Origin of the sequence: Cytobacillus oceanisediminis, assembly GCF_007830235.1 — a bacterium.
Classification (GTDB): Bacteria; Bacillota; Bacilli; order Bacillales; family Cytobacillaceae; genus Cytobacillus; species Cytobacillus oceanisediminis.
The window spans coordinates 1-19,946 of record NZ_VLKI01000038.1 but is presented as its reverse complement, the minus strand read 5'-3'; the positions used below and the strand labels follow the sequence as shown (position 1 = coordinate 19,946).

The following is a 19,946-nucleotide window of genomic DNA, read 5'->3' as shown; positions in this document are numbered from 1 at the left end:
CTTACGTCGTATCCTTTTATCCTCACTCCCAGGTGCCGCTGTCACATCGATCCAAATTGATGGGGTACTTCATGAGTTCTCAACAATTGAAGGCGTCGTAGAAGATGTAACATCTATCATTTTAAACATTAAAAAACTAGCACTTAAAATCTACTCTGATGAAGAAAAGACATTGGAAATAGATGTACAGGGTGAAGGTGTAGTAAAAGCAGCTGACGTAACTCATGACAGTGATGTTGAAATCCTTAATCCGGATCTTCATATCGCTACTCTTGGTTCAAACGCCCACTTGCGCATGCGCTTAACTGCGAAGCGTGGACGCGGCTATACACCAGCTGACCAAAACAAGAGAGAAGATCAGCCAATTGGTGTGATTCCAATCGATTCCATCTACACTCCAGTATCTCGTATTTCTTATCAGGTGGAGAATACACGTGTAGGGCAAATGACTAACTATGATAAGTTAACATTCGATGTTTGGACTGACGGAAGTACAGGTCCTCAAGATGCGGTTGCACTTGGAGCGAAGATCTTAACTGAGCATTTGAATATCTTTGTCGGCTTAACTGATGAAGCTCAAAATGCCGAAATCATGGTTGAAAAAGAAGAAGATCAAAAAGAGAAAGTACTTGAGATGACAATTGAAGAACTGGATCTTTCCGTACGTTCTTACAACTGTTTAAAGCGTGCTGGCATCAATACTGTTCAGGAATTAGCCAATAAGACTGAAGAGGATATGATGAAGGTTCGGAACTTGGGCAGAAAGTCTCTTGAGGAAGTAAAACATAAATTAGAAGATCTTGGACTGGGCTTACGTAAAGACGATTGATTAGTTAACACTATTTAATTATCATTTATGTTTGCTTTCAGCAGATTGAATGACTTCAACAAAGGAGGGAAACTTTCATGGGATACAGAAAGTTAGGACGCACTAGTGCACAACGTAAAGCTATGCTGCGTGACTTAGCAACAGATCTAATCATCAATGAGCGCATCGAAACAACTGAAGCTCGTGCGAAAGAACTTCGTTCAGTTGTTGAGAAAATGATCACTCTTGGAAAGCGTGGCGACTTGCATGCTCGTCGTCAAGCATCAGCTTTTGTTCGCAATGAGGTAGCAAACGCTGAAACTAACCAAGATGCAGTTCAAAAACTATTCAGCGACATCGCAACTCGTTATGAAGAGCGCCAAGGTGGATACACTCGTATTATGAAGCTTGGACCTCGTCGTGGAGACGGTGCGCCAATGGTAATTATCGAGTTAGTATAATTTTATCGCAGTCTAACGGGCAGTAAATCCTACACTTTTTAATTTAGAGGAATCTAAAGAAGCCATTTGAAGGATAACTGCCTGTAAGGCCCGATTAATGAATCTCAGACTAAAAGCGCCACGTCCTGTGGCAACGTCTGATTGACCCACATCCTGTGGGCCTCAACTAACTATCAGTGGGAAAAGAAAGAGCCCCACTGACAGCAGTATCACTCTAAGGATAGGGCGCGGGACAGTTTAATCAGAAACTTGTTCTTTGCCCTTTTTCTATAACGTGGATCCCTTCCTTAATTTGTAAGGTATCCCTTAACCAAGCCAAAAACGAGCGTTATGATGAGCATGTACATCTTTTCAACAGGAATTGAGGACTCTTTAGACTGCCTTGCAAAAGGCTTCCCGTTTTCTGGTACACTGTCTCGTCTAGCTCATGCACCTCTTCCGAATTCTGAGATTGCGCCTGACAGGTTTTCTGTCTGACGGAAAGAGGTGCAGGCTTTTTTAATAGCAAGAACCACCATACTGCTTAAGTATGAGCTTTTAATAGGGAGGCATAATAGGCATCCAATAAGCTTAGATAGCAGAAATCCAGATTTTCTTGTATACTACAAGTGTGGAGAAATGGTTTCCATTCAACGCTTGCTATCCAGTTAAATAACCTATTATCGAACTATTAAACCTCGCCAAAAATGGCGGGTTTTTTATTAGGCCAAAAATATAAGTATATTAGACGGCAAATGATGCCGTGATGAGCAGAGTTGAAAACGAGAGAAGGAGAGTTGAGAGGAGGAATTCGAGATGAAAGAGCCATTAGTTGAATTAAAGAATGTCTCGTTTAAATACGACACTGAGGCCGGATTTGCCCTTCGAAATGTTTCATTTACTATTTTTATGGGAGAATGGCTCGCCATTGTAGGCCATAACGGTTCAGGAAAGTCGACGCTTGCCAAGCTGCTGAATGGCTTGCATTTTCCTCTTGAAGGGAATATTACAGTAGGCGGAATCCAATTGGCAGAGGCTACGGTATGGGAGACCAGAAAGAAAATCGGAATGGTTTTTCAAAATCCGGATAACCAGTTTGTTGGAACTACGGTTCAAGATGATGTGGCTTTTGGTTTAGAAAACCATGGAATTGAAAGAAATGACATGGTGCAAAGAGTTAGTCAATCATTAGAGAAAGTCAAAATGGCACAATTTCTTGATCAAGAGCCGCACCATCTTTCCGGAGGCCAGAAGCAAAGGGTAGCTATAGCCGGCGTCATTGCCCTAAGGCCGGATATTATCATCCTTGATGAGTCTACCTCCATGCTGGATCCAAGAGGGCGTGAAGAGGTATTGGAAACAGTTAGAGAGCTAAAGCAGGATTACAATATGACGGTTATCTCGATAACTCATGACTTAGAGGAAGCAGCAAAGGCGGACCGAATTCTTGTCATGAACAAAGGACAGCTTTACCGTGAGGGAACACCTGAGGAAATCTTTCAAATGGATGACGAGCTAGTTAAGCTTGGTTTAGATATTCCTTTTCCTGTTAAACTCAGCAAAATGTTAAGAGAAAAAGGATTGCCCTTATCCAGGCATTATTTATCTGAAGAAGAGTTGGTGGAAGAGTTATGGACATCTCACTCCAAAATGTAGAATATCGTTACCAGGTTAATACGCCATTTGAACGCCTTGCGATAAAAGATGTATCCATCGATATTCCATCCGGTACCTTCCTGGCCATCATTGGGCATACTGGGTCTGGAAAGTCTACTGTTCTCCAGCATTTGAATGCGCTGCTGAAGCCGACAGAAGGCAAGGTTGTTATTGGCGATCGAGTCATTACCGCAGATAAAAAACAGAAAAATCTGAAGGAAGTCCGCCAAAAGGTCGGAATCGTATTTCAGTTTCCGGAGCATCAGCTGTTTGAGGAAACGGTTGAAAAGGATATATGCTTTGGCCCGATGAATTTCGGAGTTTCTGAAGAGGAAGCCCAAAAAAGGGCACGCGCTGCAATCCAGCAAGTTGGACTTCCAGAAGAAATCCTGAACAAGTCTCCGTTTGAGCTATCAGGCGGCCAAATGAGGCGTGTGGCCATTGCCGGTGTGCTTGCTATGGAACCGGAAGTTATCGTCCTGGACGAGCCCACTGCAGGCCTTGATCCGCGAGGCAGAAAAGAGATTATGGATATGTTCTTTAGCTTGCATCAAACCAGAGGGCTATCAACCGTACTGGTAACGCATAGCATGGAGGATGCCTCCCGTTACGCTGACCAGATTGTCATTATGCATAACGGAGAAGTGTATGAGAAGGGAACACCTAAAGAAATCTTTTCCTCACCTGAGGGCTTGCTTAAGCTGGGCCTTGATGTCCCTGAGGTTGTCCGTTTTCAGCAAAAAATTGAAAAGTCATTCAACACACGTTTCTCTAAGACTTGTTTAACAATGGAAGAGCTGACCGAAGAGGTAGCATTATTAGTGAAAAGAGGTGCGCCGAAATGATGGAGAAAATGATTTTTGGGCGCTACGTTCCCGCCGATTCTGTCATTCATCGGATGGACCCGCGCTCAAAGCTGATTCTTATCTTCTTATTTGTATGTATCGTGTTTCTCGCCAATAATTTGCTGACTTATGGTTTTTTAACCGTTTACACCTTTTTTATGATCGCTTTGTCAAAGGTGCCGTTCAGGTTTATTTATACGGGCTTAAAGCCAGTACTTCTGCTTGTTATTTTTACTTTATTCCTGCACTTATTTTTAACGAAAGAGGGAGAAGTCATCTTCCAGTTTGGGTGGCTAACCATTTATGAAGAAGGATTGAGGCAGGGTGTCTTTATTTCATTGCGCTTTTTCCTGCTGATTCTGATGACGTCCATTCTGACATTAACTACGACACCGATTGAAATAACCGATGGCCTTGAAAGTTTGCTTGCTCCTTTAAATAAGATAAAGTTTCCGGTTCATGAGCTGGCTCTGATGATGTCTATTTCTCTTCGGTTTATCCCAACCCTCATGCAGGAAACGGATAAGATTATGAAGGCTCAGACAGCAAGGGGAGTTGATTTTGCGAGCGGCCCTATTAAAGACCGGGTTAAAGCCATAATCCCGCTGCTGATCCCTTTGTTTGTCAGTTCTTTTAAAAGGGCAGAGGAGCTTGCTGTGGCGATGGAGGCACGCGGGTACAGAGGCGGAGAAGGAAGAACGAAATACAGGCAGCTTAGCTGGGGTCTGAAGGATACAGGAATGCTTGCTCTGCTTGCAGCATTGACCCTTGTGTTATTTCTGCTGCGGACGTAATGGAGCTGAATTATGCAAAGATTTAAATGTATCGTTACTTATGATGGCACCCATTTTGCCGGCTATCAGGTTCAGCCGAATAAGCGAACCGTACAGGGAGAGCTGGAGAGGGCCTTGAAGAAGCTTCATAAGGGAGAAGACATAAGGGTTACAGCCTCTGGAAGAACCGATGCTGGCGTCCATGCAAGAGGACAGGTGATTCATTTTGATTCCCCACTAAATATTCCTCTTGAAAAATGGGAGATTGCCCTGAATTCGCTGTTGCCGGATGATGTGGCGGTAATAGGGGCTGCCAGAGCTGCTGAGGACTTCCATGTCCGCTTCGATGCCAAAGGGAAGGAATACCGGTACTTTGTGCATTTATCGTCCAGGAGGGATCCTTTTAAACGCCACTATGCTTATCAATTTCCTTATGCTTTAAATATTGATTCTATAAAAAAAGCAGCAGCGGGCTTAGTAGGGACGCATGATTTTACGAGCTTCTGTTCAGCAAAGACGGAAGTGGAAGACAAGGTAAGGGAAATCCAGGAGATAGAGGTGGTGGAAGAAGGAGACATGCTTACCTTTCGTTTTAAAGGCACGGGTTTTTTATACAATATGGTCCGTATTCTCGTCGGAACTCTTTTGGAGGTTGGGTCCGGGGAAAGAGACGCGGATTCCATGCCTGCCATAATCGAGGAGAAAAACAGATCTGCTGCAGGGAAAACAGCACCACCTCAAGGTTTATATTTATGGAAAGTTTTTTATTAAAATTTTGGAAAATAACTGCGGGGAACCACGGGGACGCGTTGTAAAGCCAAACTCTTTTGAAAAAAAGACCTTAAAACAACTAAACCAGGTGTAACATACCCTTGACATTGGACTGTCAAAGTTATAATATAGCATATGGTATTATTATTAAAACCACGATAAGCCCCGGAACTTATTGTGTCGAATATATTAAACCAAAATGATTAATGATGGATTTATTAGGAGGGAAACTGATGCGTACAACGTTTATGGCGAATTCAAATAATATCGAACGTAAATGGTACGTGGTTGATGCTGAAGGCAAAACTCTAGGTCGTCTTGCTAGTGAAGTAGCATCAATCTTACGTGGTAAACATAAACCAACTTATACACCACATGTAGATACTGGTGATCATGTTATTCTTATCAATGTTTCAAAAATCGAACTTACTGGGAAAAAGCTTACAGACAAGATCTACTATCGTCACAGCATGCACCCAGGCGGTCTAAAAACAAGAACTGCTCTTGAAATGCGTACAAACTACCCTGAGAGAATGTTAGAGCTTGCTATCAAAGGCATGCTTCCAAAGAACTCTCTTGGCCGTCAAATGTTCAAGAAATTACACGTATATGCTGGTAGCGAACATCCGCACCAAGCACAACAACCTGAAGTTTACGAACTTCGTGGATAATTTTTAGGGAGGTTATTAACTTGGCACAGGTTCAATATATTGGTACTGGTCGTCGTAAGAGCTCCGTTGCACGTGTTCGTTTAGTTCCAGGCGACGGTAAAATCATCATCAATGGTCGTGAAATCACAGATTACATTCCTTTTGCAGCTTTACGTGAAGTTGTAAAACAACCGCTTGTAGCTACTGAAACTCTTAATAGCTACGATATTCTTGTAAATGTAAATGGCGGTGGATACACTGGTCAAGCTGGCGCAATCCGCCACGGTATCGCTCGTGCACTGCTTCAAGCTGACCCAGAATTCCGTCCAACATTAAAGCGCGCAGGACTATTAACTCGTGACGCACGTATGAAAGAGCGTAAGAAATACGGTCTTAAAGGTGCTCGTCGTGCTCCTCAGTTCTCAAAGCGTTAATTTTCGATGTTACAAAGGCCCTCAACCGTTTGGTTGGGGGTTTTTTTATGCTTTAAAAAATATTAGCCTGGCCTTATCAACACTTTCTTGCATAAATTAGGATTTTGCGGAGGACAAGTATTAATTATCTACATCCTATATATAAAGAAACAAAAAATGAGATAAGGATGTGGACAAAAATAAATATAAAAGAGATAGAAACAAATAATGAACTTATTGGCTATGGATCCCAGGGGAAAGTTTACAAATTGTCTCCCGATAGATGTATTAAAATTTATTTAAGAGAAAAGCATGCCAAGAGGGAAGCTAAAGCGCTCAGGTCTGGAGCGTCATCTCGTTTTTTCCCAAAAATATATGAAACAGGGCCTAATTATATTGTTATGGAGTATATAGAGGGCAGAACATTAATTGATTATTTAGAAAAAGAAAGTAAGCTTAGTAAATCGATAATTAAAGAAATAGTAATGATGCTAAAAGAAATGGAACGATTAAACTTTACAAGAGTAGACGCAAGACTCCGCCATATTATCATAACGAAAGAAAAAGAAGTTAAAGTGATAGACCATGTAAATAGCTTTAAAATTATTTCGAAGTATCCCAAGCACCTGTTTAGAGGGCTAAAATAACTAGGGCATCTTCAATTCTTCCTCGAACAGGCCAATAAATTTGATTCAGAACTCTGCATGAGATGGAAGAAAGTATATCCTTAATACTTAGTCACGAATAAGTACAACGCTCATTAAACCGAGAATTTTTTCTAATGGTGCTCGTCGTGCTCCTCAGTTCTCAAAGCGTTAATGATCAAGTTTCAAAGGCTCTCAAAAATATTGGTTGGGGGTCTTTTTTATTTCTAAAAGGGTTTCGATCTTTATTATTTTGAACTGCAAGCAGGAACTTAATGTACAATAAGTTAAAGGATGGAAAGTATGCACCATAACAGCCACAAAAAGAACCGTCCGGCATAGCCAGAACGGTTCTTTTCAGGTCTTAATTATAGAAACCTAAAGTCCAAATAAATATGGCAGGAATAACGAAATTTGCGGGATAAACGCAACCAGCAGCAAAACAAGGATAACTGCTGCAAAGTAGGGAATCAGCGTTTTTGTTACTTGTTCAATTCTAACTTCTGCAACGCTGCAGCCAACAAATAACGCACTTCCAACAGGCGGAGTCATATTGCCGATACACAAAGCGAAACAAATAATCATGCCAAAATGGACAGGGTCCATGCCGAAGCTATTGGAGATCGGCAGAAATATAGGTGTAAAAATAAGCACGGCCGGAGTAATATCCATAAAGGTTCCTACCAATAAAAGAATAAAAATCATAATCAGGATAATCCCGACCTGGTTGTCAGTAATGGATAATAGGGTATTACTGATAGCTTCCGGCAAACTCATATAAGACATAACAAGTGAGAACAAAGCGGATGCTGTGATTAAAAATAGGATCATGCCCGTAATTTCGATTGTTTCTTTAAAAATGCCAGGTATGTCCTTAATTTTTATGTTTTTATAAAACATTGATAGCAGAGCGGAATAAATAACCGCAACTGCTGCGCCTTCAGTAGCAGTAAAGATACCCGCTACAATTCCGCCTATAACAATCACAATTAATAAAAGACTTGGGATCGCACTGGCAATAATATAGAAAACATCTTTTGCCTTTGGTATTTCCGAAACAGGGTAGTTTTCCTTTTTAGCCATAAAATAGGCAACGGCCATAACCGCTAATCCCCATAAAATACCCGGTAAATAACCAGCCATAAATAAGGCTGCCACAGAGGTTCCGCCACTGACCAATGAATAAACAATCAGGACCGAACTGGGAGGGATAATTAATCCTGTTGGAGCTGATGCAATATTGACTGCTGCTGAGTAAGTCCTTTTATAGCCCTGATTGGTTTGCAAAGGAGTCATAATTCTGCCCATTGCAGCAGCAGATGCTACACTTGATCCGGCTATGGCCCCAAAAAGCATGTTTCCTACAACATTGGTATGGGCCAAAGCTCCAGGCATTTTACCAACCAACACCTTCGCAAAATTTACAAGCCTAAAAGCGATGCCGCCATTATTCATTATAATCCCTGATAAAACAAACAAAGGAATCGCCAGCATAGTAAAGTTATCAATTCCCGTTACCATACGCTGAGCGGAGGTCAAAATGGCAACATCAAAAGGCAATACGAATAAAAAGGTTATGACAGAACTTAAGATAATCGCAATTGCGATGGGGGCACCAAAAAACATAAGCAGGAAAAAGGAGGCGAAAAGGATTAAACCTGCGATGGTTTCCATTATAAAATCACCTCTTCTTTCTCTCTTGATTTATGTGAGACCATACTATGAATGGTATAAAGGATTATGCATACACCGCTTACAGGCAAGGCTGCGTAAACCAGCCCCATGGAAATCCCAGTTGCTGCTGCCGTTTGGGCAGAGGTCAGCATAACAATATTAATTCCTCCGAAAACCATTAAAGCAGCTACAGTTACGAGAATGATAATGTCTGTTATCCTTTCAAGAAGCAACTGTGTTTTGATTTCGAATTTCTCTCTGAAAAATAAAATCCCAATATGTTTCTTTGCGCCAAACACATAGGCAGCAGCCATTAGGCCAAACCAAATCAGCATAAATCTGGTTATTTCTTCTGTGCCTGGAGAAGAAATATTAAAGACATACCTAGCCAGCACCTGCCAGGTTGAAAGGACAACCATAGCAATTAATAAAAAGGATGAAATTGCAATTAGTGCCTTATCCAAAGCATATTTAACCTTATTCATTGGTGCCAGCCCCCTTTATTATTTGATAAATATCCCTTGTCTTTTCGTCTTGTGCGTATGCTTTATGAAGCGGCTGTACAGCTTCTATAAAGGATGATTTGTCGACTTCAATAAATTTTACGCCCATTTCATTTTTGGCCGTTTCTGTCATTTCATTAATCGTCTTTGCCCAAACCCCTTCATGATAAAGTGTTGATTCCTCAGCTGCCTCTTGGATGATCTTTTGTTCCTCGGCAGAAAATTTATTAAACCGTTTAGCGTTCATGACAAGCATATCAGGCACGATTTGATGGCCGGTATACATATAATACTTGGCTACCTCACCGTGGTTGTTTCCTACTAAAGCGGTTTCATTGTTTTCAGCAGCATCAATAACCCCGGATTGTAAAGCAGTATACACTTCTCCATATGCCATCGGAGTAGGCAGTCCGCCTAATGCTTCAATCATATTCACACTAGTTTGGCTGGGCTGAACCCTGGTTTTTAAGCCTTTCATATCTGCTACAGTATTGACTTCCCGATTCTTAGTGTAAAGATTCCGGACACCTGCATTATAATAAGTTAATCCAATGATGCCGATATCCTCGGTCTGATAGTAAATCTTATCTGTAATGTCTTTGTTGTTCATTGTTTTCTCAAACTCTTCATAGTCTTCAAAAACATACGGCAAACTAAAAATTGAATAATCAGGCTCAAATCCTTCTAATGCACTTGCACTGACCTTGGCAACATCAACGGCACCTGATTGAGTTAATTCAAGAACTTCTCGTTCGCTCCCCAATTGTCCATTAGGATAGATTTTTACTTGGATTTTATTATTAGATTTCTCTTTGACGATTCTTCCGAATTCCACAAGAGACAAGTGAACGGGGTGGTCCAATGTTTGGTTGTGGGCCAGCTTCAATTCGGAAACTCCCGACTGGCTTGTACCGTTTTGACAACCTGCAAGGGCAAGGATTAAAACAAAAACAGTGAGTAAAATAGAAATTCGTCTCATAGGGTGTCCTCCTGTTATAATAGGTTTCGCAAAATTTAAAACGTTTACATTACAAATATAAAATAAATAGTTTGTTTAGTAAACAAATATTTATTAAACGGATTGAATACATTAATTTCCCAATGGATCAATTACAATAAATTAATTGTTGTCCACTGTAAGGCGCCAGGTGTCGCATATTGTCGCTATAAGTAGACCATGCAAAAAGTGGAAATTTTTATTTCCGCAAATATCGTCCTTAGAAGGGATTATCATGCGTGAGAGAGTCTAAGAGGACGCTCATACATGAATGTTAGCGTTTTCATTCATTATCTCGCCCTTATCCTGCTGACTTTCCGATATACCCTTGAATATGAATCTCAGCATGTTACGATTAATAACGTTGAAAAAATACGAACGGGTTTACGAAAAGAATGATCATCTTAAGGAGGATGTCCATGTTAGAAAATAAGACGATTGCTTTTTTAGGAGCAGGTTCAATGGCAGAGTCAATGATTTCAGGAGTCATTACAGCTGAAAAAATGCCGGCGGATCAGGTTTATGTAACAAACAAGAGCAATGCAGGCAGACTTGATGAAATCCATGCAAAGTACGGTGTGCAGGCTGTGCCGCAGAGCGAGCTGCCATTTGAAAAGATTGACTTGTTTATTTTAGCCATGAAACCAAAAGGTGCAGAAGAAGCTCTTCATTCTATTAAAGACAAACTAAAACCCAACCAGGTGATCCTTTCTGTATTAGCAGGCATTACAACGGAGTTTATGGAAGAGCATTTAAATGTTGGTCAGCAGGTTGTTCGTGTTATGCCGAATACCTCAAGCATGATTCAGGAGTCTGCAACTGCAGTCGTGGCAGGCAAGAATACAAGCATGGCCAATGTTGAATTGGTTAAGGAACTGCTTAAATGCATGGGTGAGGTTTATATCATTAATGAAGACCAAATGGATGTATTTACGGGATTAGCCGGAAGCGGTCCTGCCTACTTCTATTATCTGATGGAAAACATGGAACGCGTAGGGGTAGAAAAAGGGATGGATGAAGAAACGGTTCGGAAAGTTGTTGCGCAAACCATTTTCGGTGCTGCAAAGATGGTACTGGAAAAAGAAGAAGCACCTACTTCACTTAGGGAAAAAGTAACTTCACCTAACGGCACTACAGCATCGGGGCTGGAGGCCTTAAGAAAATTTAATGGCGGTGAAGCCATCTCACAGGCAGTCGAGCATGCTGCGAAACGCTCGAAGGAAATCAGCAAGGAGTTGGAAGGTGCACTTGTCACTTCCTAACCTTATATAAAGGAAGTTCATAAATTCCGGGAAAAACAACGGTCGAATTTTTGTCGCATTGACACACTCCGGTCCATACGTATTATCACCATACGGCCCGGTTTTCGAGTCTACCGCTCCGCGAACTTCTCGGGTCTTTTTATCTTCATTTATGAACCGTAATTATATAGGCTGTAATAGTTCACAGGAGGTATTGGATGTTTAAAAAAGAAAAGCAGATAAAAAGAGTTGTTATTAAGATTGGAAGCAGCTCATTAACAAGTATGCATGGAGAGATCAGCCGCAGGAAGCTTGAAAATCTTGCGGAGCAAATTGTGGCCTTGAAGGATGCCGGCTATGAAACAGCTGTGGTTTCATCAGGTGCTGTAGCAGCAGGCTATCGCAAGCTTGGCTGTATTGACCGGCCGTCATCACTCCCAGAAAAGCAGGCTGCAGCTTCAATTGGCCAAGGGCTGCTAATGGAATCTTACTCAGAACTCTTTTTATCTCACGGATATGTGGCTTCACAAATATTAATCACAAGAAGCGACTTTTCCGATGAAGTACGTTATGGAAATATGCATAACACGATGAATGTGCTATTGGAGCGCGGAATCATTCCGATTATTAATGAAAATGATACGGTTACAGTCGACCGGTTAAGATTTGGGGACAATGATACCCTTGCTGCGAAGGTTGCAGGCCTCATTGATGCCGATCTGCTCATCATTTTATCAGATATTGACGGCCTTTATGACAGCAATCCGAATGACAATCCTAATGCAAAGCTTCTGGAAAATGTCCATTCCATTACACCGGAAATTGAAGCGGCAGCTGGCGGTTCAGGAAGTGCAGTTGGAACAGGCGGCATGAAATCAAAAATCCAGGCAGTAAAAATTGCAATGGCTGCAGGAATCGATTCCTTTTTAGGAAAAGCCGGAACCGAGAATATCCTAATGGAAGCAGTAGAAGGCGCTGCCAAAGGAACCTATTTTGAGCAGGAACCAGATGCTTTTAACCTCGATAATCAGAAACAGTGGATTGCTTTCCATTCCGGTCCTGAAGGGAAGGTTACAATTAGCTCTAATGCCAAAACGGCAATTATTGATAAAAATGAAAACCTGTATCGTTCAGATATCCAGGATGTTACAGGTCGATTCAAGGATGGTGCGGTTGTCCGTATCCTTGATGAAGAAGGAAAAGAGATCGGCCTCGGCAGAATTAATTTTTCAAATGAACAGCTTAATGAAGTGTCAGCAGAAGATGAAAATGAGTTAGAACCGGCCATTGCACAAGAAACATTTGTGTGTTCACGTGATTTCAAATTACCAGCACTTGTTTAATGCAATTAAATTAGGAGGGATTCAATGACTACTGCAGAAGCAGTAAAGACAAATACAGTAGAAGAACAGGCAAAAAGGGCAAAAAAGGCTGCCAAAAATTTAAGTATTTTAACGACAGAAGAGAAAAATGAAGCACTTCGTACAGTAGCAGATGCTTTAGAAACAGGATATGAATCGATTATTTCAGCAAACCTTATTGATTTAAAAAACGGAGAAGAAAAAGGGTTTGAACAGGCCTTTATGGATCGCCTTTCCCTTAATAAAGAACGGATTTTTGATTTTGCGGAAGGCCTTCGCCAGGTCGCAGAACTTCCTGACCCAATTGGAGATGTAATGTCACGCTGGACATTGGATAACGGCTTGAAGGTGGAAGAAGTACGTGTTCCGCTTGGCGTCATTGGCATGATTTATGAAGCACGCCCGAATGTGACGGCAGATGCAGCCGGATTGGCTCTGAAATCAGGCAACGCCATTGTGCTAAAAGGCGGTTCTTCTGCTCTTAATTCGAATAAAGCCATTGTGGAAATTATTCATAAAGCACTTGAAGAAACAAGAATACCAAAAAACGCTGTCCAGTTCATTGATACGGTTAACAGAGAAGCAACAAAGCAGCTATTCACAATGAAAGAGCATATCGATGTATTAATCCCAAGGGGAGGAGCATCTTTAATTAAGGCAGTTGTTGAAAATGCGACAGTTCCTGTGCTTGAAACAGGAGTAGGTAACTGTCATATCTATGTGGATAGTGATGCAGATGCGGAGAAAGCAATCAATATCCTTATTAATGCAAAAACAGATCGTCCAGCTGTCTGCAATGCAGCGGAAACGCTGATTGTTCATGAAGCTTGGCTTAACCAGCATAAAGAATTGCTTGCAGAATCGCTTAAAAAGCACGGCATCACCGTTCATGGAGACGAGTCAGCAGCTGCAGCTCTTCCAGATGTAAAGCCAGCAACTGAAAGTGATTGGGCAAATGAATATTTAAGCCTGGATCTAGCTGTAAAAACAGTTAAAGATTTGGAAGAAGCGATTGACCATATCGACCAGTATGGTACAAAGCATTCTGAAGCGATTATTACAGAAAATGCAGATACAGCAAAGAAGTTTATGCAGTTAACTGACGCTGCGGCACTTTACCATAATGCATCGACAAGGTTTACAGATGGAGGAGCGCTAGGTTTTGGTGCTGAAATCGGCATATCAACACAAAAACTTCATGCGAGAGGACCTATGGGCCTTCCAGCATTAACAACCCGTAAATATTTAATGTCCGGAAACGGGCAAATTCGATAAGAACTTATGAAAAGCTCCAGCCTCGGCTGGAGTTTTTTCTTGAATAATGCGTCTGGAAAACCATAAAAAATTGGCAGCTGAATCGTGTCTGCTTTTTGTATTTCTCTCCCGCGGCAGATAAAGACTATCTTCAAGGGGTGAGAAAGCAGTGACTGTCATAACGACGTTCAAAGAGAAAAAAAGAGAAAAGCAAATTAAATATGAAAAATCAGTCCTTCGGGAAATTTCCATAAAAGCTTTAAAAGAAAAAGTTCAGCAATTCTTTGGCTCGTCAAGGTTTGTATCCGGATTGATGATGAATTCCGGAATTGAAGAAGCCTGTTACGATGTAGCGATAGAAGCGTATTTACTGGGCGCGAATTACAGCCGCTTTGGATTCTATGGCGAATCCGTGGATCAAGTCCTTATTAGGTGTGAAAAAGAACAAAAACATTTTGTGGATACATTATATAACTTCTTCTTGTACTGGGGCCATGGTTCAGAAGCAATTATGAGCGAATCCCTTTATTATATGTGCGAGCAATATGTAAACAGCTGGTGGTCAGAAGGATTTAATAAAGGACAAAGAAGGCACAAGCTGCGCCTCCACTGACTGCCAATCCTCACTAAGAACTTTAGCTGGTCTCATTGTCTGTAATGATGCGTTGCGCTGTCCCTTTTCGAAGTTCTATAATTCCTCCTTGTCCCATATATTGAAATGAGGATAAGCAGGAGGGATTGATTAGGGCATATGAAGAAAAAATTAAAAATAAGCGGGTTTGCGATCGGGCTTATTGTCCTTTTTCTTATTTTACAATATGACTTTACGGATGATGATTCTTGGGATTCGTGGAATCTTCCTTTAACAGGAAAGATCTTCTTGCTTGACCCAGGCCATGGGGGTCCGGATGGCGGTGCTGGGGATGAAGGCGCACTCGAGAAAGATATCGCCCTTGATGTTTCTCTAAAAGTGAGAGACTACCTTCAGGAACAAGGAGCGCTTGTGATTATGACGAGGGAAGATGACCGGGACCTTGCACCTGAGGGGACGAGGGGATACAGCAGGCGAAAAGTGGAAGACCTGAAGAAGAGGCTTGAAATGATTAATACTTCTGATTCCGATTTTTACGTAAGCATCCATTTGAATTCGATTCCCTCTTCCCGATGGAGAGGTGCTCAGACCTTTTACGCACCTGGAATTAAGGAAAACGCCAAAGCAGCAAAATTCATTCAAGACGAGCTTCGCCGCAACCTGGAGAATACCACCCGCAATTCCAAACCGCTGAATAATGTTTATATCTTAAAATACGCTAAAAAACCGGGTGTCTTAGTTGAAGTAGGATTTTTATCAAACCCGAGTGAAAGAGCCGATCTGAAAACAGAGGATTATCAAAATAAAATTGCTGCTTCCATTTATAATGGAATCATGCGCTATTATACAAATGAAAAAGAGTTAGTAGAGAAGTGGGAGTGAAAAGGTGCTGAAATGGCATCTTTTCTTTTTTTAAGCGTAGTACATGATTAAGCAGGGGAATAGTGATTAAAAATAGGATGTGATAGAATTAACAGTAAAGAATATTCAATATGTTATACTAAAATGGAAACGAATTCAAAGGGCGGGTGCATTTATGTTAACTGAACAGAAAGTAAGTGAAGTTTTAAGCGGAGTGAAGGAACCATTTATACATAGAACGTTAGGTGAACTAAATGCGATTGAAGAAATTAAAATTAAAGAAGAAAAGAACCATGTCAGCGTAAAGATCCAGATTGCCAAAACAGGTACAGCTGAACAGCTTCAGCTTCAAACGCAAATTGTAAACCTTTTAAAGGAAGCAGGAGCGGCAACAGTCGGCATCCGCTTCAGCGAGCTTCCTGAAGAAGTTTTATCACAATACAGAGAGTCTGCACCTGAGGAAGATAAAGGTTTGCTTTCTCCAGGCAATACAACTGAATTTATTGCAATTGCAAGCGGAAAGGGCGGGGTTGGCAAATCCACCGTTTCCGTAAACCTTGCAGTATCCCTTGCAAGATTGGGCAAGAAGGTTGGCCTTATTGATGCCGATATTTATGGATTCAGCGTTCCTGATATGATGGGAATAACAAAGCGTCCTGTTGTCAGGGGAGAAAGAATTCTTCCGGTAGAGCGCTTTGGGGTAAAAGTAATTTCAATGGGATTCTTTGTTGAAGATAATGCGCCAATTATTTGGAGAGGCCCAATGCTTGGGAAAATGCTGAACAGCTTCTTTAATGAAGTAGAGTGGGGCGAGCTTGATTACCTGCTTCTTGACTTGCCGCCAGGAACAGGCGATGTTGCCCTGGATGTGCACACAATGCTGCCGTCCTGTAAAGAAATTGTTGTTACAACTCCGCATCCGACTGCGGCCTTTGTTGCTGCGCGTGCGGGTGCTATGGCGCTTCGGACAGAGCATGAGATCTTAGGTGTTATTGAAAACATGGCATATTTTGAAAGCAAACTGACCGGCGAGAGAGAGCATGTTTTTGGCCAAGGCGGCGGAGAAAAGCTAGCTGATGAACTAAGAACAGAAGTTTTAGGCCAGCTGCCGCTTCAACAGCCTGATTGGAATGAAGAAGACTTCGCTCCATCCATTTATGATGAAGACCATAAGCTTGGACAAATTTATACGGATATCGCGCGTAAAGTTATTCAAGCAGTTGAAAGCAAGTAATAAAAGTGCCTCTTCCAGTTATGGGAGAGGTTTTTTTAGAAAATAAAAAAGCGGCAAGAAATTTGCCGCTTCTTACAAGGAATTAAGCTCCGCCGCCCTGGCCGCCGCCACCGCCTTGGTCTCCACCTTGGCCGCCACCGCCTTCACCACCACCGCCTTCTCCGCCACCTTGCTGTTCTCCGCCTTTAACTTCTTCAGCGGCTTTAAGAAGGAGATCCTGGATTTTGGCTTTAAAAAGCGGGCTTTCAAATGTTTCAGTTACTACCTTTTGCAAGTGTTCCCGATATTCTTTGCTTTTAAGAACGTTGGTTACTTCCTTTTCAAGCTCAGGATCTTTTAGTACCTCGATCATCATTCCGCGATATTCAGGATCCTTCATTAGATCCTTTAAAAGCTGTTCATTTTCCTTTTGCATGCTTTTTGCCATACTTTCAGCAAACTTTGGATCATCAAAAGACTTCTTCCAAAATTCTGTGCCTTTTTCAGAGGTCAAAGTTTTCTCAATTGTTTCGGCTACAATCTTTTGGTCCATGACTAGCTTCTGCTGCATTTTTTCATCTGCCATTAATTCTTCAATGGCTTTTTTTCCTTCATCTGTCTTTAATATATCTACAACCATTTTTTTAGTTTGCTCATAATCCATTTGGCCACCGCCGGTTTCACCCTGGCCGCAGCCTGATATGAAAAACACAATTGCAAATGGCAGGAGCAAACGGAATTTTTTTAGCATAGTGAAGCTCCTTTCAGAGGTGTCCTTAACTTTAGAATGAAGAAAATAAGCAAATATTATGCGCTGCAAATACAATGCCTAGATTTTTCAAACTTTGGTTGGTACAATCATAAGGAGGCATTGTCCTAAAAGGAATAATTTAATTATTATGGGGGAAAAATAAATTGACTAGCCGTAATTGGGTAAAGCTTTTTATATCAACTCTTTTAGTGGGCGGTTTAACAACTGGAGTTGTAGGATTTATTGTTCGATGGGAAGAATTTGCACCTATTTTCGCTGATTTTGATATTCTTGAAATCGTGTCTGTATTGTTCTGGCTTGTAGGTGTTGGGTTAATTTTTAGTATCGTGAGTCAAATGGGCTTCTTTGCTTATCTAACTGTACACCGTTTTGGATTGGGCATTTTTAAAGGTTTATGGAATCCTATTCAAATCGTGCTTATTTTGTTTGCATTATTTGATTTGGTTTATTTTCGCTATAAGGCTTTTGCTAATGAGGGAGAAAGCCTGCTTCCGTATATAGGCGTCGCAATATTTCTCTTATTAGTAGGGCTTGTGGTTGCTGCGATAAAAACAAAACAAACCAATCAGCATGCATTCATCCCGGCAGTCTTTTTTATGGTGGTAGTAACTTCCATTGAGTGGGTTCCGGTTTTAAAGGTAAACGAAGAAAGCTGGCTATACTTAATGTTATTTCCGTTATTAGCTTGCAATACTTATCAGTTGCTTATTCTTCATAAACTTAATGAAGACTCTCAAAAACAAAGAAGTAAAATAGCGGAAAAGCCATCCAAATAGTTGGATGGCTTTTCTTTTTACTTTATTTCATTTGTCTTGGTATCAGCATTTGCAATCATTTCGGAAACGGTAACAAGCTTTAAGCCTTTTCCTTTCATATCATCCAAGATGATCGGCAGTGCCTTTGCTGTTTGTTTTGCGGAATCGGATGCATGAAGCAAGACAATATCCCCTTTTTTCGCTTTCGACACATTTTCAGCAATCACTTCTACTCCAGGATTAGTCCAGTCCTTTGAATCAATGCTCCAATGCACAACCGTATAACCCATTCTTTGTGCAACCTTTAAGGTCTTTTGATCAAAATGACCTGTAGGAGCACGCACCAATTTGATGTCTTTAATATTTAGTTTTCTAAAAGCTTCCTGGGCCTTTGCGAGATCCCGCCTGATTTTATCCTCTTCAAGCTCGGTGTAATTCTCGTAATCGTAGCCCAATATTCCAATTTCGTAACCCTCTTTCACGATTCTAGCTACTAAATCCGGATGGCGCTCTGCCCAGGACCCTGCAAGAAAAAATGTCGCCGATTTAATACCTTCCTTTTTGAGGATATCCAAAATAGGTTCTGCTTTAACATCGCCCCATCCAATATTAAAGGTTATGGCTATATCTTTTTCCCCCTTGTAAACGGCCTTGGGACCGTCCTTGGCTGAAAAGGCAGGCAAATGGACAATGCTCTCCATATGGAGAAACCAGGCGGTAAAAAACGCTGCTATTACCACTAACAAAATTTGTTTTAATGACTTTCCATTTAGCACATAAAAAAAGTTCATAATATCCTTCACCTCGTCCGATACATTCCTTGTCTCATACCTATGCTTAACTTGTCTCATACATGAATAAAAATTAAAATTCATAAAAAAAACAAAATGGAAAAATACTACAGAAAACTAAAAAGAAACAATAGGGGGCAATAAATGTGGTAGGGATGCTATTAAATCAAAAAGAAGTAAAGGAAATGGAATATTTGATTAAGCGTGAGATGGATGAAATACTATTTGATTTAAAGGATGACAGGATTGATCATATTGTAAAAAGAGCTATGGAAGAGAGATATAAAATTTTATTTTCTTTATTCCAGCGTGTGGCTTCTCCGTCTGATTGCTTAAAATACATGCGTTCCCGCCCTCGACGAGAGCAAAAAGGATGATGCGTTATTTGCTTTAAGAAAAAAACTTTTTAATAACTGTTGACTTCTAATTGGTATCTTGGTATATTAATAAACGTCGCTGATGACGGTAAGCAAAAACAACTTAAAAAAGTTGTTGACGTCGAAGCTGATAAATGATATATTAATAAAGTCGCTTTTGGGCGATGGGGTAAAACTTGTTCTTTGAAAACTGAACGAACAAAAACGTCAACGTTAATTCTTTAGTCTTTTTAAAAAAGACAACTTATGAGCTTAATCAACTCTTATATGGAGAGTTTGATCCTGGCTCAGGACGAACGCTGGCGGCGTGCCTAATACATGCAAGTCGAGCGGACTTCTGGGAGCTTGCTCCCAGAAGTCAGCGGCGGACGGGTGAGTAACACGTGGGCAACCTGCCTGTAAGACTGGGATAACTTCGGGAAACCGGAGCTAATACCGGATAATCCTTTCCCTCACATGAGGGAAAGCTGAAAGATGGTTTCGGCTATCACTTACAGATGGGCCCGCGGCGCATTAGCTAGTTGGTGAGGTAACGGCTCACCAAGGCAACGATGC

23 protein-coding genes and 1 rRNA gene are annotated in these 19,946 nt (G+C 41.2%); 19 read left to right on the top strand and 5 right to left on the bottom strand.

What is annotated here, in order from left to right:
- From IQ19_RS27170 to IQ19_RS27130, 9 genes are all read left to right on the top strand, one after another.
- The coding region (locus tag IQ19_RS27170) for a DNA-directed RNA polymerase subunit alpha (protein ID WP_144546878.1) at window positions 1–829 on the top strand (829 nt) is incomplete at its 5' end.
- Window positions 830–906: 77 nt separating this feature from the next.
- Window positions 907–1,269, top strand: a complete 363-nt coding sequence (gene rplQ / locus IQ19_RS27165) for a 50S ribosomal protein L17 (protein ID WP_144546876.1) — start codon at window positions 907–909, stop codon at window positions 1,267–1,269.
- A gap of 795 nt (window positions 1,270–2,064) precedes the next feature.
- Window positions 2,065–2,904: an energy-coupling factor ABC transporter ATP-binding protein gene (locus IQ19_RS27160; protein ID WP_144546874.1), complete on the top strand. Its 840-nt coding sequence runs from the start codon at window positions 2,065–2,067 to the stop codon at window positions 2,902–2,904.
- Complete coding sequence (locus IQ19_RS27155; protein WP_144546872.1) at window positions 2,880–3,749, top strand: energy-coupling factor ABC transporter ATP-binding protein; 870 nt, start codon at window positions 2,880–2,882, stop codon at window positions 3,747–3,749. The genes IQ19_RS27160 and IQ19_RS27155 overlap by 25 nt, the downstream gene beginning before the upstream one ends.
- The gene (locus IQ19_RS27150) at window positions 3,746–4,543 is read left to right on the top strand and encodes an energy-coupling factor transporter transmembrane component T family protein (RefSeq protein ID WP_144546870.1); all 798 of its coding nucleotides are present in this window, start codon (window positions 3,746–3,748) and stop codon (window positions 4,541–4,543) included. The genes IQ19_RS27155 and IQ19_RS27150 overlap by 4 nt, the downstream gene beginning before the upstream one ends.
- Before the next feature lie 12 nt (window positions 4,544–4,555).
- Window positions 4,556–5,293 (top strand): tRNA pseudouridine(38-40) synthase TruA, encoded by a 738-nt coding sequence (truA, locus tag IQ19_RS27145; RefSeq protein WP_144546868.1) that lies wholly within the window; start codon window positions 4,556–4,558, stop codon window positions 5,291–5,293.
- A 233-nt stretch (window positions 5,294–5,526) separates the two neighbouring features.
- Window positions 5,527–5,964 carry a 50S ribosomal protein L13 gene (gene rplM / locus IQ19_RS27140; protein ID WP_110067568.1) on the top strand — a complete coding sequence of 146 codons (438 nt, stop codon included), beginning with the start codon at window positions 5,527–5,529 and terminating at the stop codon, window positions 5,962–5,964.
- 20 nt (window positions 5,965–5,984) lie between these two features.
- Entirely contained in the window at window positions 5,985–6,377 is a 393-nt protein-coding gene (gene rpsI / locus IQ19_RS27135) for a 30S ribosomal protein S9 (RefSeq protein WP_026583690.1), read from the top strand.
- 167 nt (window positions 6,378–6,544) lie between these two features.
- Window positions 6,545–7,003, top strand: coding sequence for an AarF/UbiB family protein (locus tag IQ19_RS27130; RefSeq protein ID WP_144546866.1), 459 nt, complete (start codon window positions 6,545–6,547; stop codon window positions 7,001–7,003).
- 375 nt (window positions 7,004–7,378) lie between these two features.
- Here the strand turns inward: IQ19_RS27130 and IQ19_RS27125 are convergent, their stop codons facing one another.
- The 3 genes from IQ19_RS27125 to IQ19_RS27115 are packed head-to-tail and all read right to left on the bottom strand — an operon-like array spanning window position 7,379 to window position 10,156.
- Window positions 7,379–8,674, bottom strand: a complete 1,296-nt coding sequence (locus IQ19_RS27125) for a TRAP transporter large permease (RefSeq protein ID WP_144546864.1) — start codon at window positions 8,672–8,674, stop codon at window positions 7,379–7,381.
- On the bottom strand, window positions 8,674–9,159 hold the full coding sequence (locus IQ19_RS27120; protein WP_144546861.1) for a TRAP transporter small permease: 486 nt from the start codon (window positions 9,157–9,159) through the stop codon (window positions 8,674–8,676). Before IQ19_RS27120 ends, IQ19_RS27125 begins: the two co-directional genes overlap by 1 nt.
- Window positions 9,152–10,156 (bottom strand): TRAP transporter substrate-binding protein, encoded by a 1,005-nt coding sequence (locus tag IQ19_RS27115; RefSeq protein ID WP_144546859.1) that lies wholly within the window; start codon window positions 10,154–10,156, stop codon window positions 9,152–9,154. The genes IQ19_RS27120 and IQ19_RS27115 overlap by 8 nt, the downstream gene beginning before the upstream one ends.
- A 285-nt stretch (window positions 10,157–10,441) precedes the next feature.
- Here IQ19_RS27115 and IQ19_RS29075 point away from each other — a divergent pair, with 285 nt between their 5' ends.
- The 7 genes from IQ19_RS29075 to IQ19_RS27085 all read left to right on the top strand — a co-directional run bounded on the left by IQ19_RS29075 (window position 10,442) and on the right by IQ19_RS27085 (window position 16,717).
- Window positions 10,442–10,573: a hypothetical protein gene (locus IQ19_RS29075; protein WP_277875366.1), complete on the top strand. Its 132-nt coding sequence runs from the start codon at window positions 10,442–10,444 to the stop codon at window positions 10,571–10,573.
- 20 nt (window positions 10,574–10,593) lie between these two features.
- On the top strand, window positions 10,594–11,436 hold the full coding sequence (gene proC / locus IQ19_RS27110) for a pyrroline-5-carboxylate reductase (protein WP_144546857.1): 843 nt from the start codon (window positions 10,594–10,596) through the stop codon (window positions 11,434–11,436).
- Window positions 11,437–11,633: 197 nt separating this feature from the next.
- A complete protein-coding gene (gene proB, locus IQ19_RS27105; protein ID WP_144546856.1) occupies window positions 11,634–12,758 on the top strand; it encodes a glutamate 5-kinase in 1,125 nt (374 codons plus the stop codon).
- 24 nt (window positions 12,759–12,782) lie between these two features.
- Window positions 12,783–14,051 (top strand): glutamate-5-semialdehyde dehydrogenase, encoded by a 1,269-nt coding sequence (locus IQ19_RS27100; protein ID WP_144546854.1) that lies wholly within the window; start codon window positions 12,783–12,785, stop codon window positions 14,049–14,051.
- Between the two features lie 148 nt (window positions 14,052–14,199).
- The gene (locus IQ19_RS27095; protein ID WP_144546852.1) at window positions 14,200–14,643 is read left to right on the top strand and encodes a YbaK family protein; all 444 of its coding nucleotides are present in this window, start codon (window positions 14,200–14,202) and stop codon (window positions 14,641–14,643) included.
- A 138-nt stretch (window positions 14,644–14,781) separates the two neighbouring features.
- Window positions 14,782–15,504: an N-acetylmuramoyl-L-alanine amidase CwlD gene (cwlD, locus tag IQ19_RS27090; protein WP_144546849.1), complete on the top strand. Its 723-nt coding sequence runs from the start codon at window positions 14,782–14,784 to the stop codon at window positions 15,502–15,504.
- A 154-nt stretch (window positions 15,505–15,658) separates the two neighbouring features.
- Entirely contained in the window at window positions 15,659–16,717 is a 1,059-nt protein-coding gene (locus tag IQ19_RS27085) for a P-loop NTPase (RefSeq protein ID WP_144546847.1), read from the top strand.
- 82 nt (window positions 16,718–16,799) lie between these two features.
- On the opposite strand, the gene gerD is transcribed toward IQ19_RS27085, so the two are convergent.
- Window positions 16,800–17,447 (bottom strand): spore germination lipoprotein GerD, encoded by a 648-nt coding sequence (gerD, locus tag IQ19_RS27075; protein ID WP_158638931.1) that lies wholly within the window; start codon window positions 17,445–17,447, stop codon window positions 16,800–16,802.
- A 164-nt stretch (window positions 17,448–17,611) separates the two neighbouring features.
- Here gerD and IQ19_RS27070 point away from each other — a divergent pair, with 164 nt between their 5' ends.
- Window positions 17,612–18,244 (top strand): KinB-signaling pathway activation protein, encoded by a 633-nt coding sequence (locus IQ19_RS27070; RefSeq protein ID WP_144546845.1) that lies wholly within the window; start codon window positions 17,612–17,614, stop codon window positions 18,242–18,244.
- A gap of 17 nt (window positions 18,245–18,261) precedes the next feature.
- Here the strand turns inward: IQ19_RS27070 and pdaB are convergent, their stop codons facing one another.
- Window positions 18,262–19,014 carry a polysaccharide deacetylase family sporulation protein PdaB gene (pdaB, locus tag IQ19_RS27065; RefSeq protein WP_144546843.1) on the bottom strand — a complete coding sequence of 251 codons (753 nt, stop codon included), beginning with the start codon at window positions 19,012–19,014 and terminating at the stop codon, window positions 18,262–18,264.
- A gap of 146 nt (window positions 19,015–19,160) precedes the next feature.
- On the opposite strand from pdaB, the gene IQ19_RS27060 reads away from it, so the two are divergent.
- Window positions 19,161–19,391 carry a hypothetical protein gene (locus tag IQ19_RS27060; protein ID WP_144546841.1) on the top strand — a complete coding sequence of 77 codons (231 nt, stop codon included), beginning with the start codon at window positions 19,161–19,163 and terminating at the stop codon, window positions 19,389–19,391.
- A gap of 264 nt (window positions 19,392–19,655) precedes the next feature.
- Window positions 19,656–19,946: ribosomal RNA gene (locus IQ19_RS27055) — 16S ribosomal RNA — on the top strand; the annotation flags it as partial.